The sequence below is a fragment of the Sporolituus thermophilus DSM 23256 genome, assembly GCF_900102435.1.
GTDB classification, from domain to species: Bacteria; Bacillota; Negativicutes; order Sporomusales; family Thermosinaceae; genus Thermosinus; species Thermosinus thermophilus.
The window spans coordinates 133,203-147,802 of record NZ_FNBU01000001.1; the positions used below are offsets into that span (position 1 = coordinate 133,203).

The following is a 14,600-nucleotide window of genomic DNA, read 5'->3' on the forward strand; positions in this document are numbered from 1 at the left end:
GTTCGGCCATGTTAATCGCCTTCTTCTCCGTCGGGTTACACCCGCCTTCCCCGCTTAATGGAGACTGAAAGGGTTAGTATTTCGTCTTTACTAAAGACGGCGTATAATTGGTTGCACCCGCCTTCCCCACTTAATGGGGACTGAAAGTTCCACAGTCCCGGCCAGCACCAGCGATTACAGTATTGTAGTTGCACCCGCATTCCCCACTTAATGGGGACTGAAGAGAAGTACCAGCCGCACTTGGTACCCCACCTCGCGGTGGGCGCCCTTGCCTTTGGCTAGCAGGCTGGCGCGGCCCCGCCTGCAGTGGACTTTCACCACCAATTCAAGTTAGTACCCATGCCGGGCGTACGAAAAAAACCCGCTTACTTGCCGTTTGGCTTGTAAGCGGGTTTTGTCTACACTCTTAAGAGACGCCCCCGGGCATTGCCTTTCCCCTTTTACTGTTACTAAAACAATGACTTCGCCGCGGCAGCGGCCATCGCCGACAGCGGGCCGGGATAAACTCCGAAAAACAGCGTGGCGATAAAACTTGCCAGAGCGGCCCAGCGCAGCGGCTCGCTGAGGATTAGCGGCGCCCGGTCAGCCGGTGCTTTCATGTACATGGCCTTGGTCACTAGCAAGTAGTAGTATACGGAAACCATCGACATGATAAAGCCGATAAAAGCAAGCCACAAGTAACCCTTTTCCACGACAGCGGCGAAGAGGTACAACTTGCCGACAAACCCGGCAAGCGGCGGAATACCGGCCATCGATAAGAGCGCCACCGTCATAATTGCCGCCAAGAGCGGCGATTTCTGCGCCAACCCTTCATAGGCAGTCAAATCATCGGACCCAGTATGGTTGTAAACTGCAGTCACAACGGCGAAAGCGCCTACATTGGCAAAGACATAGAGCATGGCATAGAACAAAATTCCCTTGACCCCGGCGGTATCGGCGGCCACCATCCCGGCCAGCATATACCCGGCCTGGGCGACCGAAGAGTAAGCAAGCAACCGCTTGATATTGCGCTGTGGGATGGCGATAAGATTGCCGATGATCATGCTGGCAGCAGCCAGTATGCCTACGGCAGTCAGCCAGTTTGCCTGAAAGGCGGGAAAAGCGATCAGGAAGACGCGCAGCAACACGGCAAACCCCGCCGCCTTGGAAGCCATGGCCAGTAAGGCCGTAATTGGCACCGGCGCCCCTTCATAAATATCAGGCGACCATACGTGAAACGGCACGGCGGCAATTTTGAACGCAAAGCCGGCAAAAATGAGAATGGCTCCCAACAGGACCGCCGGCGTGCTGGCGACACGACTGGCGATGTCAGTTAAGACGACCGACCCGGTGAAACCGTAGACCAGGCTGACGCCGTACAGCAACACCGCGGTCGATGCCGCACCAAGAATAAGATATTTCATCCCCGCTTCGCTGCCCTTGCCGTTGCCCAAGTGGTATCCCACCAAAATAAAGAAAGTAATGGTCATAAGTTCCATACCGACAAACAATGTTAGCAAGTCGCTGGCCGAAACCATGACCATCATGCCCAGGACGGCAAAAACGATAAGCGCGAAAAATTCGCCTCGGTAGCATGGCAGACAGTCCACATACTCGAAGGAAAAAAGGATGGTCAAAATGGCCGCCAACAGGAAAATCTGCTTAAAAAAGACGGCAAAGTTATCGACGACAAAGAGGCCGTTATACAAACTGGCGTTTACGCCGTACTGGGTGAAGGTATGGCCAAAAATACCAAGCAGTCCCAAAACAGCCAGATAACCCAATCCGCGGCGCGGTTCGTCCTCGGGAATGACAAGATCCAGCAAAACAAGAAAGGCGGCCAAGCAGACGGTAACAATCTCGGTGGTGAGGATGGCGAGGTTCATCGGAAAATCCCTCCAATCAAGGCCGGCGCGTCCTGGAGTTTGGCTAAGAGTGGCAACAGCGGTTCGACGCCGCTATTAACCATCCTGATGAGTAGACCAGGGAATAGTCCGAAAACCACCAGCACCGAGCCCAGCGCCAGCAGCGGCACCAAGGCCGGGCCGCGGACGTCGCGACAGTTGTCGTACTGCACCAGGCGTGGCCCAAACAAGACATTGGCCAGTACGCGCAGAGTGTACAGGGCGGTAAGGATGATCCCGGTGATAGCTAGCAGCGTTGGCAGCGGATATTGGCGGAAGGCGCCAACGAAAATGGTAAACTCGGGAACGAAACCGATTAGTCCCGGTAGGCCGAGTGAAGCCATGCCTGCCAGCATAAAACCGGTGGCTACCCGCGGCAGCTGGTGAGCCAGGCCGCCCAAATCAGGAATATGGCGGGTATGGGTTTTTTCGTAGACATAACCGATCATGGCAAAGAACAAGGCGCTCATGACGCCGTGGGCGAACATATTGGCCACCGCCCCGTTAAGACCAATGACATTGAGGGCGGCAAAGCCAATAAGGACAAACCCCATATGGGAAACCGACGAATAACCGACAACATATTTCATATCCTTCTGGGCCAAGGCAATGAAGGCGGCATACACCACGTTGGCCACTCCCAATAGCGCGATGAGCGGCGCCCAGAATTTAGCCCCCAGGGGCAGTACCAACAGGCCCAGGCGGATGAGGCCGTAACCGCCGATTTTTTTCAGAACGCCGGCATGGATCATCGATACCGCGGTAGGCGCGCCGGCATAACCATCAGGCGACCAGCTGTGCAGCGGCCACATCGAAAGGAGCGACCCAAAGCCAAGCAGGAGTAGGAAAAAGGCAAAAATCTGAAAATCTTCGGGCAAGTTGCCCAGTTCATGGGCCCGGGCTAAGGCCTCCATGCTGAACGTGCGCAGGCCGGCCGGGTACGCCGTAAGATACAAAGCGACCACACCAACCAGCATGAAGGCCGACCCAATGAGCAAGTACAGCGTCAGCTTCATACCGGCATACTCCTTCGTCACCCGCTTGCTCGAACCCCAGACGATTACCATGATGTAAATGGGGATGACGACCAGTTCATAAAAAAGCAAGAAAATGAAGAGATCGCGGGTGATAAACGTACCGATGACCCCGGCGGTGAGGATCAGCAGTAGAATGAAAAACTCCTTAGGCCGGTGATCCACACTCCAGGAAGCGAAGACGGCGGAAAAGCCAATGAGTGTCGTTAAGAGCATGAGCGGCAACGAGATGCCGTCCACCCCCATGGCGTAAGTAACGCCAAGATCGTTGAGCCAAGGCACATTTTCCGTAAATTGCATCCCGCCAACAGCAAGATCATAAGCAAAATAACAATAGATTGACAGGCTCAGGGACACGCCCATAGCGCAGGCCGCAACTATTTTAATCGTTTTCTCCGCGCCTTTGGGTAGCAAGGCAAGTGCCAAAGCACCAAGAATGGGCGCGAGCAAAATAGTAGTTAGAATGGGAAAACCGGTCATTTCAGGGCACCTCCCGTCCAGGTAGCGACGGCTGAGCCACCGTCCGCTAGCACGAAAATGGCCGCCAGCAGCACGGTGGCGCTAAACAGGACCAGCGCATAGTGCTGTACCTGACCAGTCTGGGCGAAGCGCAGTCTACCGCCAAGACCGCGCGTCATGGCTGCGACACCGTTAACCACGCCGTCCACCACATATACATCCACCCAGTAGAGCAGTCGCCCCGCCCCGTCAACAAAAGTGCGACACAACCATAAATACAGCTCATCGATGTAAAATTTGCGGTAACTAAGATTATACAGCCATGCGAACCGCTGTTTGAGAACCGTCGCCGGCACGGCGCGAACGCCGTAAATCAGCCAGGCCAAAGCCATGGCCGCCACCGACAGCGCCGTGGACACCCCGGCGATTATCCAGTTAATCGCGGCATGATGAGCCGGGCCAAAGCGTACCCATTCGCCAAAGTGATAAGCATACGGCACCCAACCACCAATCACGGAAAAAATGCCGAGCACTACCAGCGCAATCAGCATAGCCGGGCCGCATTCATGGGGATGGTCGTCCGGATTAGGCTGCCCGAAGAAAACGACAAAAAACATGCGGGCCATATAAAAGGCGGTCAAAAACGCCGTAACCGTTGCCACCGCATAAAGGGGCCAGCTCACCTGGGCGGCGGCTAAGAGAATTTCGTCTTTCGAAAAAAAGCCGGCGAAGGGGGGAATACCGGCGATAGCCAGCACGCCGACAGCCATGGCGGCAAAAGTGACCGGCATTTTCTGCCGGAGGCCGCCCATGCGAAAAATATCGGCTTTGTCATGCAAGGCGTGCAAAACCGAGCCAGCCGCCAAAAACATGAGCGCTTTAAAGAAGGCATGGGTCATGAGGTGAAACATTGATGCCGTCAGGCTGCCGACGCCGAGTGCCAGCATCATATAGCCAAGCTGGCTGACCGTGGAATAAGCCAGAATCCGTTTGAGTTCCCGCTGCGTAACGGCAATGGCGGCGGCAAACAAGGCGGTAAAGCCCCCTACCCAGGCCACCACCGTCATCGCCGCCGGCAGGGCGCTGAACAAGCCGTAGGCGCGGGCCACCAGATACACGCCGGCCACCACCATGGTAGCGGCATGAATAAGGGCCGAAACAGGCGTCGGGCCTTCCATGGCATCCGGCAGCCACACATGGAGCGGAAACTGGCCCGACTTGCCGACCGGGCCGATAAAAACCAGGATGGCCACCATGGTCAACAGTCCAGTGCCATGCTGGGCGACATAAGCGGGAATTTTGCCGCTCAGTTCATAAAAGTCCAACGTACCGAACAGCACCTGGAGAAAAAGTATGCCGAGCAACAGGCCAAAATCGCCAACGCGAGTAGTGATAAACGCTTTTTTTGCCGCTTCCCGGGCCGACAGCTTATAGAAGTAATAGCCAATAAGCAGATAAGAGCACAAGCCCACCAGTTCCCAGAATACGAACAGTTGAACAAAGTTGACGGCAACCACCAACCCGAGCATTGCGGCGGCAAACAGCGACAAATACGCAAAAAAGCGGGTAAACCCGGGGTCGCCATGCATGTATCCTACCGAGTAAATCTGCACCAGCAGCGACACCAGCGTCACCACCAGCAGCATCATCGCTGCCGTGGGGTCGATATACACGCCCATGTCCACATGCAGACCGGGCATGGTAAACCAGGTTATACGCTGAATAAAAGGGGTTTCTACCGTAATAGGACCGGTAATGACAGCAGCCCCCACCCCCACGGCGAGGCTAAAACTAACGGCACTGGCGCCAATGGCCGCGAACGCCGCCGCCAGCGGCACCCCGCGCAGCACAAAGGCGATGAGGACGAAAGCGGCCGCCGGCAGCAAGGGGATAAGCCAGGCGTGATGCAAGGCGAAATCGCTGAACATGGAGGTCGCACCTACCTTTACCATTTCATCCAGTCAAGGTCGTCAGCATAAACCGAAGCGCGGTCGCGATAAATGCTGAAAATGAGCGCCAAGCCCACCGCCACCTCAGCAGCCGCCACGGTGATGTTGAAGATGGCGAAAATCTGACCGACAAAGGTCTCAGGGGTAACGAAGCGGGAGAAAGCAAGCATATTGAGATTGACGGCATTCAGCATCAGTTCGATGCACATAAGGATCGCCACCGTGTTGCGCTTGGTAAACAGGCCATACAGACCCAGGCCGAACAGGGCAGCGCCAACAACCAGGAAATGCGCCAGACCTATCGTCATGTCTTATCCACCCCTTTGGCCAAAATAATGGCGCCCATCATGGCCACTAGCAGCAGCACTGCCGCCGTCTCGAAGGCCACGGCAAAATCGCGCAGCAGGATTTCGGCAATCGCCGGGGCTGTTGCGGCCGACGGCGGCGCTGCCGCCAGCTGCCACGGCGTCGCGGCAATGGCGGCAACGATCATCCCGGTGAAAATAGCGGTAACGGCCGCCGCCTTCCATCCCAGACTGTTGCTGGGGTTGCTACTTTTCATGTCGCCGCGCTGCGTAACCATGACCCCGATAACAACAATGACGGCCACCGCCCCATTGTACACCAGCACCTGAACGGCAGCGAGAAAATCGGCCTGGAGCAAAACATACAGACCGGCCACCCCGATAAAGGTAAGGGCCAGCAGCAAAGCACTGTGGACCAAGTTACGCTTAAAGACAACGCCGGCAGCGGCGGCAAGCGTCAGGGCCGTTAACACATAAAAGGCAGCGGTATAAACCAGTTTATCCACTGACAATCCTCCCTTCGGTCAAAGCAGATTCGGCGGCAGCCGACAGCGCCAGTCGCCGACGGGCGACGGCCAGACAATCAACATCGAGATTTTGGCGTAAATAGCAAGCCGCCTCATAGTTTTGATCCCAAGTTAGCGCCTTGACCGGACAGGCCTCCAGACAAAGATTGCAGTACAAACACAGTCCAGTGTAATGAATATAGCTGGTGAGTCTTTTCTTCTTGCTTTCATCCACCGTCGTCGCCAGGCCGATAGCCTGATTAGGGCAGGCCATGGCGCACAGGCCGCAGGCAATGCAGCTATTAATATCTAAAGTCAGAGCGCCACCGCGAAACCGCGCCGTCATTGGCAGCCTCTCGTCAGGATATTGAACAGTATTAGGGCGCCCAAAAAACCGTTTTAAGGTAATGAGCATGCCGGTCAGTAAGCCTTTGCCAAACATGGCTCCCCCCCTAACCAATCATTTTGTAGACATAGATGCCGATGCCGGTGACGACAATATTGGCGAGGGCGATCGGCAGCAGCACTTTCCAGCCAAACGACATAAGCTGATCCACGCGGATGCGCGGGAATGTCCAGCGAAACCACATGAATATAAAAATCATAACAGCCGTTTTCAGGATGAACCAAAGCCACCCCGGCAGCCAGGGGCCGTTCCAACCGCCCAAAAACAGGGTGACGGCAATCGCGGAAACAGCCACTAAGTTGGCATATTCAGCCAGAAAGAAGAACGACCAGCGCATACCGCTATACTCGGTAAAGGGGCCGGCAATGATTTCTGACTCGGCCTCCACCAGGTCGAAGGGAGTCCGGTTCGTTTCGGCCGTAGCGGCGATAACATAGACAAGAAACGCAACCGGCTGCAGACAAATGAACCAAAGGTCACGCTGGGCCGCGACAATGTCGCCCATGCGCATCGACCCTACCAGCATGACAACACCTAACAGCGAAAACACCAACGGTATTTCATAGCTGATCATCTGGGCGACGGTGCGCATGCCGCCGATCAGGGCATATTTGTTGTTTGAAGCCCAGCCGGCCATTAGAAAGGGAATGGTTGCCTGGGACGAAACGGCGATGAAATAGAAAATGCCGATATTGAGATCAGCAAAAATCGCGCCGTCGTCAAACGGTAAAACGGCATAGGCCGCCGCTGCCGGGACGAACAATAGCACCGGGGCAAGCGCCCAAATCCGCCGTTCTACGCCATGGGGCCTGATATCCTCTTTCGCCAGCAGTTTAAGCATATCGGCAACCGTCTGCAGCAGCCCCCATGGTCCAACCCGGTTTGGTCCGACCCGCATCTGCATAAAGGCGCTCACCTTGCGCTCGGCATAAACAAGAACGATAGCCGCGGTGAGAATGACGCCTAAGATGGCGCCGATACCGACAAACATCATGGCCACATCAATCGCGCCGCCTTCCATGTACCGCCCCAAAAAATCGCGTAGCCTTGCGGCCAAGATTATGAGTCCGCTCTTTTCATCCATACGCTTGCTCCTTTTCCACCCTTTAGCAGTCTACTTCGCCCATGACCGGGTCAAGCGTGGCCAGCACGGCCACTACGTCAGCCACCTTACCGCCCCGACACAGTTCGTCCACGACGGCAAGGTTGATAAACGACGGCCGCCGGACGTGGAAGCGGTATGGTTTCGTACTGCCATCGCTCACGATATAATAGCCCAGTTCACCCCGGGGATTTTCGATGCGATGATAAACCTCCCCGGCAGGGGGTTTGATGACTTTGGGCACTTGCGCCATGACCGGGCCTGCTGGCAGCTGGTCAAGGGCTTGACGGACAATACGGGCGCTTTCCGCCATTTCCTCCATGCGCACCAGGTAGCGGTCCCAGTTGTCACCCTTGCTGCCCAGCGGCACCCGAAAGTCAAAGCGGTCATAAATGCCGTACGGTTCAGCCTTGCGCAGGTCGTAATCCACGCCCGACGCCCGCAGCACCGGCCCGGTCAGGCCCAGGGCCAGCGCTCGCTCGCCGCTGATGATCGCCGTATCTTTGAGCCGGTAATAAAAAATTTCGTTGCCGGTGATAAGGCCATGGTATTCTTCCAGCATCGCGGGGAAATCGTCGAGAAAACAGCGGACGGCATCAGGAAATTCAGGCGGCACATCGGCCATGACGCCGCCAATGCGGATATAGTTGTAAGTCAGCCGCGCACCGCAAGCTAAATCAAACAGGTCCAAAATGCGTTCGCGGTCGCGGAAAGCGTACATAAGGCCGGTACTGCCACCCAGGTCAATAGCGATGGAACCAAGAAAAATCAGGTGACTGGCAATGCGATTGAGTTCGACCATAATGATGCGCAAATACTCGGCCCGCTCGGGCACGGTCAAGCCCATCAGTTTCTCCACTGCCTGGCAGTAGCCCAGATTATTGCCCATGGCGGATAGATAATCCAGTCGGTCGGTGTAAGGAGTAATTTGCTGATACGTCAGCTTTTCCGCCAGTTTTTCGATGCCCCGGTGCAGGTAGCCGAATTCTGGCGTGGCTCTCACTACCGTCTCGCCGTCCAATTCGAGAACGACGCGGAGCACGCCGTGCGTACTAGGGTGCTGGGGGCCCATGTTCAGGGTATAAACTTCCGTTCTCGTCACCGGCATATCACCTCATTCCCAGCCGCGGCGGCAACTTATAATCCTTGCGGAGCGGGTGACCGTCAAAGCCTTCGGGCAACAAAATGCGGGTTAGACCAGGATGCCCGGTGAAAACGACGCCCAACAGGTCATAGGCCTCGCGCTCCTGGAAAATAGCGGTCGGCCACAAGTCGGCGACCGACGGCACCTGCGGGTCGTCCTTGGCCACCCGCGTCTTTACGGTCGCACGGTGCCCCAGCGGCAGAGAGTAGAGGTGGTAGACAACCTCGAAATAAGCGGGATACTCCACTGCCGTAAGACTGCTTAAAAAGTCAAAGCGGCACCGCTCGTCCTCTTTCAACCGCTTTAAGATAGTCTTCAGGCTACCAGCCATCACGAGCAGAACAGGCTCGACACCGGCGGCCGCTATCTCCACCCCACCGCCGCTAGCAGCGATTTCATTTAAACATTCCAATACCGGCATTTTAACGTTCATGCGCAATCGCCCTCACCACGCCCGGGTTCCGGATTTTCTGTTTAAGCTGCAGAATACCGTGGATTAGTGCCTCCGGCCGGGGCGGACAGCCAGGAATGTAGACATCCACGGGAATAACGTAATCAACGCCGGGAACGACCGCATACGAGTCGGCAAAGGGTCCACCCGTATTGGCACAACTGCCCATGGCAATTACATACTTTGGTTCAGGCATTTGCTCATACAGGCGCTTGAGCACCGGAGCCATCTTCCAGGTCAGCGTCCCGGCCGCAATCAAAAGGTCGGCCTGGCGCGGCGACGGCCGGAACACTTCATAGCCAAAACGAGCCAGGTCAAAGCGGCCGCTAGCCGCGCACATCATCTCGATGGCGCAGCAGGCCAGACCGGAGGTAAGCGGCCATAAGGAGTTGCCCCGCGCCCAGTTCAGGACGGTTTCGACAGTAGTCAGTATGATATTCTTCGCTAGCAATTCTTGCCGATCATCACCGGAAAAGCCATGCTTTACTTCCATTCCAATGCCCCTTTCTTCCAGGCATACCAAAGGCCGATAACCAAGATGGCAATGAAGATGAACATTTCGACAAAGGCATAGGTGCCCAGCAGCTGGTACTTTACCGCCCATGGATATAAAAATACCGTTTCGATGTCAAAAACGACAAAAACCAGCGCGTACAGAAAGTAACTACTTTTGAATTGAACCCAGGTCCGGCCGATGGTGTCCATGCCGCACTCATAAGTGCTAAGTTTTTCCGCCGTAGGCTTCTTGGTCTGCAGCAGCGAGGAAACAAACAAAGGAATAAACGGAAAAAGCAGGGCCACTATCATCAATAGTCCGATACCGCCATACTCTGTCAACATATTATTCCTCCCCTGGTTTCGACATAATGTACCCAAGCCTTTATTCTAATCGGTTGCCAGCCAAAAGTAATTTGGAGAATTCCCTTTAATTGTAACGCCTCCAGTGACCGAAGATGAAATTGAAAAGTCTTATTATCCCCAGCCCCATAACAGTCCCTTTATAACATTTGTGAATATTCGCGCATTTGCAGGCATTCGACCGCTTAACGCATCTGTAATAACCATTTTCTCCGCCTCCGGGAGGTAAGGTTAATAAGGTATGGCCACAGGGCGCTAACGCCGCCAGTATCAGGTTTTGCTTATACCGACAACATCTTTATATCTCTCCCTCCACCGTATAGCCGTTTGGTATACGGCGGTTCATGAAAAGTTAATGGCTCTATCCCTTGCCACTTTTCCGTTTGCTATTTCTAAGGTAGGAAAACAGGCTGGCCGACGCGAATTTAGATGGTTAAACCAATCAGGAACGCACCCGTTTCCGGGAGGGATTACCGTGAAAATTGTCATTATTGGCGCCGGCGCCATGGGCTCGCTGTTCGGCGGCCGTCTGGCCCAGGCCGGCGAGGAAGTATGGCTGCTTGATGTCTGGGAGGAGCATGTGGCGGCTATCCGGGCGCACGGGCTAACGCTTGTTGACACTGCCGCTGAAACTAGCATTCGCCTTAACGCCACGACCCAGGCGGACGCTGTTGGCCAGGCCGACCTCGTTATTATCTTTGTCAAGGCCTATGCTACGCAGGCCGCCGCCCGCACCGCCGCCGGCCTGCTCGGTCCGGCTACGACCGTGCTGACCCTGCAAAACGGTTTGGGCAATGCCGAGACGTTGGCGAAAGTCCTCGGCGCCGAGCGCGTGGCCGTGGGCACCACGGCCATGGGGGCAACCCTGCTCGGCCCCGGCCGCATAAAATGCGGCGGCCACGGCCCGACCCATATCGGCAGCTTTAGCGGCGGCGCTACGCCGCGCCTGCACGACATTGCCACCATTTTCACGCGCGCCGGAATCCCCACCGTCGTGGACAATAATGCAAACGCTCTCGTCTGGGGGAAACTGATCATCAATGTTGGTATCAACGCCATTACGGCCCTTACCGGCATCCCCAACGGCCAGGTTATGGCCAACGCCGAAACGCGCGAGCTCGTCCGTCTGGCCGTAGCCGAAGCGGAAGCGGTCGCCCGGGCATCCGGCATTTCGCTCCCGGCTGCGGATTATTTCGACCAGGTGGCGGCCGTCGCTCAGGCAACGCGCGACAACCGCTCGTCCATGCTGCAAGACGTAACCCACCGCCGCCGCACGGAAATCGACGCCATCAACGGCGCCATCGTCGCCGCCGGCCAGCGGCTGGGCATCCCCACTCCCGTCAATGAGACGCTAACCCTGTTGGTCAAGACGCTTGAAAAAACTTATTTGGTTTAATTCGTAAAATAAAAAAGCGCAGCCGCGCCTTTTAATGAAACCGCCAAGGTATTCATGCCGATAAATCGGCACCACAAGCGATGAAAAGTAAGTTTTTGAACTAATCTCGCGCGACAACTGTCGCGCACGTAGCCCTTTGCGTTCTTCGCGGCCTTTGCGGTTTTACGCTTTTCAGGGTAGGGTAGGGTGCAAGGATATAGTAAAAAACCCGGCGGCCCAAAACTTTGGGCGCCGGGTTTTTTTACGGCAGGCGAAACAGTTCGCGCGCGTTGGCCGCCGTCGCCGCGGCCACCTGCTCCAAACTCAGGCCGCGTAAGGCGGCAATCGTTTCCGCCACATACCGCACATGGGCCGGCTCGTTGCGACGGCCGCGGTGCGGCTGGGGCGTAAGGTAGGGCGAGTCGGTTTCGATGAGCAGCCGCTCAAGGGGTACGCTGGTGGCGACCTCTTTAAGTTTCGCGGCATTGGGATAGGTCACCGGGCCGGCCAGCGAGATATAGAAGCCCAGTTTAATCACTTCACGGGCCATTTCCAAGCTCCCGGAGAAGCAGTGAAAAACGCCGCGCAACCCTTTCGCTTCTTTTTTGACGATAGCCAGCACATCACCGTGGGCATCGCGGTCGTGGATAATAAAGGGCAAGTCTAGCTGCCGCGCCAGGTCCAGGTGGCGGATAAAGACCTCCTGCTGCACCTGGCGCGGCGACAGGTTGTAATAATAGTCAAGGCCGGTTTCGCCGATGGCGACCACCTTGGGGTGAGCCGCCCAGGCGGCAAGCTGGTCATAGTCGCTTTCCCGCACGTCTTTGGCGTCATGGGGGTGGACGCCCACGGCGGCATAGATATTGTCGTACCGCTCGGCCAACCCAAGCGAGCGTGCCGACGAGGCCATGTCGGCCCCGACGTTGAGAAAGCCGGATACGCCGCCGGCCGCCAACCGGGCGATTACCTCGGCCCGGTCGGCGTCAAACCGTTTGTCGTCAACATGGGCATGGGAGTCAAACAGCATGCTATTTCACCTTGCTGCCGGGCGGCATGTCGGGCGCGTCCACCAGGACCAGCTTGTCGCCGTTTGAGGCGGCCAGTACCATGCCGCGCGACTCGATGCCGCGGATTTTGGCCGGTTTGAGGTTAGCTACCAGTACGACATTTTTGCCTACCAGGTCTTCCGGCTTATAGTGCAGGGCGATGCCGGAAACAATGGTGCGCTGTTCGGTGCCGAGGTCAACCGTCAGCTTGAGCAGTTTGTCGGCTTTCGGCACTTTCTCACAGGCCAGCACCTTCGCCACCCTGAGGTCCATCTTGGCAAATTCGTCAATGGTGATTTCGTTTGCCTGCTCGGCCGGCGCCGGCATCGGGGCCGCTGCCACGGGCGGGCGCCGGGTGGCTGCCGTTTCCGGTTCTTCGTCAGCCTTTACTTCAATGCGCGGGAAAATCGGCTCGGGCTTATTAACCCGCGTGCCGGCTTTCAACCGGCCCCACCGCTGCGCATCGTCCAGCCGCATGTCACCCAAGTTTTCCTCGATGCCGAGCTGCGACCAGATCTTCGGCGCCGTTGCCGGCATGAACGGCGAGATAAGGATGCTGACGATCCTGAGCACCTCGGCGAGATTATACAAAACGGTGTTCAACCGGCTCTTCTTGGCCGCATCCTTGGCCAGCGCCCATGGCGCCGTCTCATCAATGTATTTGTTGGCGCGGCCGATAAGGCCCCATACCTCCTTGAGGGCGGCGTTAATCTCCATATGTTCCATGTACTTTTCGTAAGCGGCGGCCGTATTTTGCGCCAACGCCACCAGCTCCAGGTCGATGGGCTCGGTTGCGCCCGGACCCTCAATAGCGCCGCCGTTAAAACGGCCAATCATGCTAAGGGTGCGGTGGAGCAGATTGCCGAGGTCATTCGCCAAATCGGCGTTAATCCGGTTTATTAGCGCTTCGCGGGAAAAGTTGCCATCCATGCCAAGGGTAATCTCTTTGAGGAGGAAATAACGGATGGCGTCGGCGCCAAACTCGTCAATCAGGGCCAGCGGATCGATGACGTTGCCCTTGGACTTGGACATCTTGTCGCCTTCGACGACCAGCCAGCCGTGGCCGTACACCATCTTCGGCAGCTCAATGCCCAGGGCCATGAGAATGATCGGCCAGATAATGGTGTGGAAACGGACGATCTCTTTACCTACCAGATGCACGTCGGCCGGCCAGTATTTGTTAAACTTTTCGCGGTCGTGCAGGTAGCCCGCGGCGGTAATGTAATTGACCAGCGCGTCAAACCACACATACACCACATGTTTGGTATCGAACGGCACCGGGATGCCCCAGTCGAAAGTGGTCCGCGAAACGCAAAGGTCTTCCAGGCCGCTCTTAATAAAGTTGATCATCTCGTTGCGCCGTGACGCAGGCTGAATGAAATCAGGGTTCTCCTCGATATATTGGAGCAGGCGGTCCTGGTACTTGGACAGGCGGAAGAAATAGCTTTCCTCCTGCACCAGTTCCACCGGGCGGCCGCAGTCGGGACATTTGCCGTCTACCAGCTGCCGCTCCAGCCAGAACGTTTCACAGGGCGTACAATATTGGCCTTCATAGGTCGCTTTGTAAATGTCTCCCTGGTCGTAAATCTTCTGGAAAATGCTCTGTACTACTTCCTTGTGCCGCGTCTCGGTGGTACGGATAAAGTCGTCGTTGGAAATATTGAGCTTCTCCCACAGATGTTTAAACGACGCGACGATTTTGTCCACATACTCAATAGGCGTCACGCCATGCTCCTTGGCTTTGCGCTCAATCTTTTGGCCGTGCTCGTCCGAACCGGTCAGGAAGAACACGTCATAGCCGGCGAGCCGCTTGTAGCGGGCGATGGCGTCGGCAATCGTGGTGCAGTAGGCGTGACCGATATGCAGCCGGTCGCTGGGATAGTAAATCGGGGTGGTAATGTAAAAAGACTTGCGGGACATGTTAGGCCTCCTCCTTGCTGAAAAACCTTTGCTTTATCATCCACGGGCGACTTCATCGACAGTTTTTACCAATTATAACCATATCGGATAACGACAGTCAACCCGTCTTTATGATACATTACGTGTTTCTTCGACAAAAACACCTGTTGCCTACAGTAATAT

14 protein-coding genes are annotated in these 14,600 nt (G+C 56.1%); 1 reads left to right on the forward strand and 13 read right to left on the reverse strand.

The annotated features are described in order from the left end of the window. Positions 1-449: 449 nt before the first annotated feature. The 11 genes from BLQ99_RS00655 to BLQ99_RS00705 are packed head-to-tail and all read right to left on the reverse strand — an operon-like array spanning position 450 to position 10,079. Positions 450-1,865, reverse strand: coding sequence for an NADH-quinone oxidoreductase subunit N (locus BLQ99_RS00655; protein ID WP_093687123.1), 1,416 nt, complete (start codon positions 1,863-1,865; stop codon positions 450-452). Then, the gene (locus BLQ99_RS00660) at positions 1,862-3,397 is read right to left on the reverse strand and encodes a complex I subunit 4 family protein (RefSeq protein ID WP_093687125.1); all 1,536 of its coding nucleotides are present in this window, start codon (positions 3,395-3,397) and stop codon (positions 1,862-1,864) included. Before BLQ99_RS00660 ends, BLQ99_RS00655 begins: the two co-directional genes overlap by 4 nt. Further along, entirely contained in the window at positions 3,394-5,304 is a 1,911-nt protein-coding gene (nuoL, locus tag BLQ99_RS00665; RefSeq protein ID WP_093687127.1) for an NADH-quinone oxidoreductase subunit L, read from the reverse strand. The genes BLQ99_RS00660 and nuoL overlap by 4 nt, the downstream gene beginning before the upstream one ends. A gap of 17 nt (positions 5,305-5,321) precedes the next feature. Continuing rightward, positions 5,322-5,633 carry an NADH-quinone oxidoreductase subunit NuoK gene (gene nuoK / locus BLQ99_RS00670; RefSeq protein ID WP_093687129.1) on the reverse strand — a complete coding sequence of 104 codons (312 nt, stop codon included), beginning with the start codon at positions 5,631-5,633 and terminating at the stop codon, positions 5,322-5,324. Continuing rightward, positions 5,630-6,136, reverse strand: coding sequence for an NADH-quinone oxidoreductase subunit J family protein (locus BLQ99_RS00675; RefSeq protein WP_093687131.1), 507 nt, complete (start codon positions 6,134-6,136; stop codon positions 5,630-5,632). The genes nuoK and BLQ99_RS00675 overlap by 4 nt, the downstream gene beginning before the upstream one ends. Continuing rightward, entirely contained in the window at positions 6,129-6,578 is a 450-nt protein-coding gene (locus BLQ99_RS00680) for a NuoI/complex I 23 kDa subunit family protein (protein WP_093687133.1), read from the reverse strand. The genes BLQ99_RS00675 and BLQ99_RS00680 overlap by 8 nt, the downstream gene beginning before the upstream one ends. A gap of 10 nt (positions 6,579-6,588) precedes the next feature. After that, positions 6,589-7,626, reverse strand: coding sequence for an NADH-quinone oxidoreductase subunit NuoH (gene nuoH / locus BLQ99_RS00685; protein WP_093687135.1), 1,038 nt, complete (start codon positions 7,624-7,626; stop codon positions 6,589-6,591). A 22-nt stretch (positions 7,627-7,648) separates the two neighbouring features. Further along, positions 7,649-8,746 (reverse strand): NADH-quinone oxidoreductase subunit D, encoded by a 1,098-nt coding sequence (locus BLQ99_RS00690; protein WP_093687341.1) that lies wholly within the window; start codon positions 8,744-8,746, stop codon positions 7,649-7,651. 7 nt (positions 8,747-8,753) lie between these two features. After that, complete coding sequence (locus BLQ99_RS00695) at positions 8,754-9,221, reverse strand: NADH-quinone oxidoreductase subunit C (protein WP_093687137.1); 468 nt, start codon at positions 9,219-9,221, stop codon at positions 8,754-8,756. Continuing rightward, complete coding sequence (locus tag BLQ99_RS00700; RefSeq protein WP_093687139.1) at positions 9,211-9,732, reverse strand: NADH-quinone oxidoreductase subunit B; 522 nt, start codon at positions 9,730-9,732, stop codon at positions 9,211-9,213. Before BLQ99_RS00700 ends, BLQ99_RS00695 begins: the two co-directional genes overlap by 11 nt. After that, a complete protein-coding gene (locus tag BLQ99_RS00705; protein WP_093687141.1) occupies positions 9,723-10,079 on the reverse strand; it encodes an NADH-quinone oxidoreductase subunit A in 357 nt (118 codons plus the stop codon). The genes BLQ99_RS00700 and BLQ99_RS00705 overlap by 10 nt, the downstream gene beginning before the upstream one ends. Positions 10,080-10,572: 493 nt before the next feature. Between BLQ99_RS00705 and BLQ99_RS00710 the strand changes: the two genes are divergently transcribed. After that, on the forward strand, positions 10,573-11,493 hold the full coding sequence (locus tag BLQ99_RS00710; RefSeq protein ID WP_093687143.1) for a ketopantoate reductase family protein: 921 nt from the start codon (positions 10,573-10,575) through the stop codon (positions 11,491-11,493). A gap of 241 nt (positions 11,494-11,734) precedes the next feature. Here the strand turns inward: BLQ99_RS00710 and BLQ99_RS00715 are convergent, their stop codons facing one another. Beyond that, positions 11,735-12,499, reverse strand: coding sequence for a TatD family hydrolase (locus BLQ99_RS00715; protein WP_093687145.1), 765 nt, complete (start codon positions 12,497-12,499; stop codon positions 11,735-11,737). Between the two features lies 1 nt (position 12,500). Beyond that, entirely contained in the window at positions 12,501-14,438 is a 1,938-nt protein-coding gene (gene metG / locus BLQ99_RS00720; protein ID WP_093687147.1) for a methionine--tRNA ligase, read from the reverse strand. Positions 14,439-14,600 lie beyond the last annotated feature (162 nt).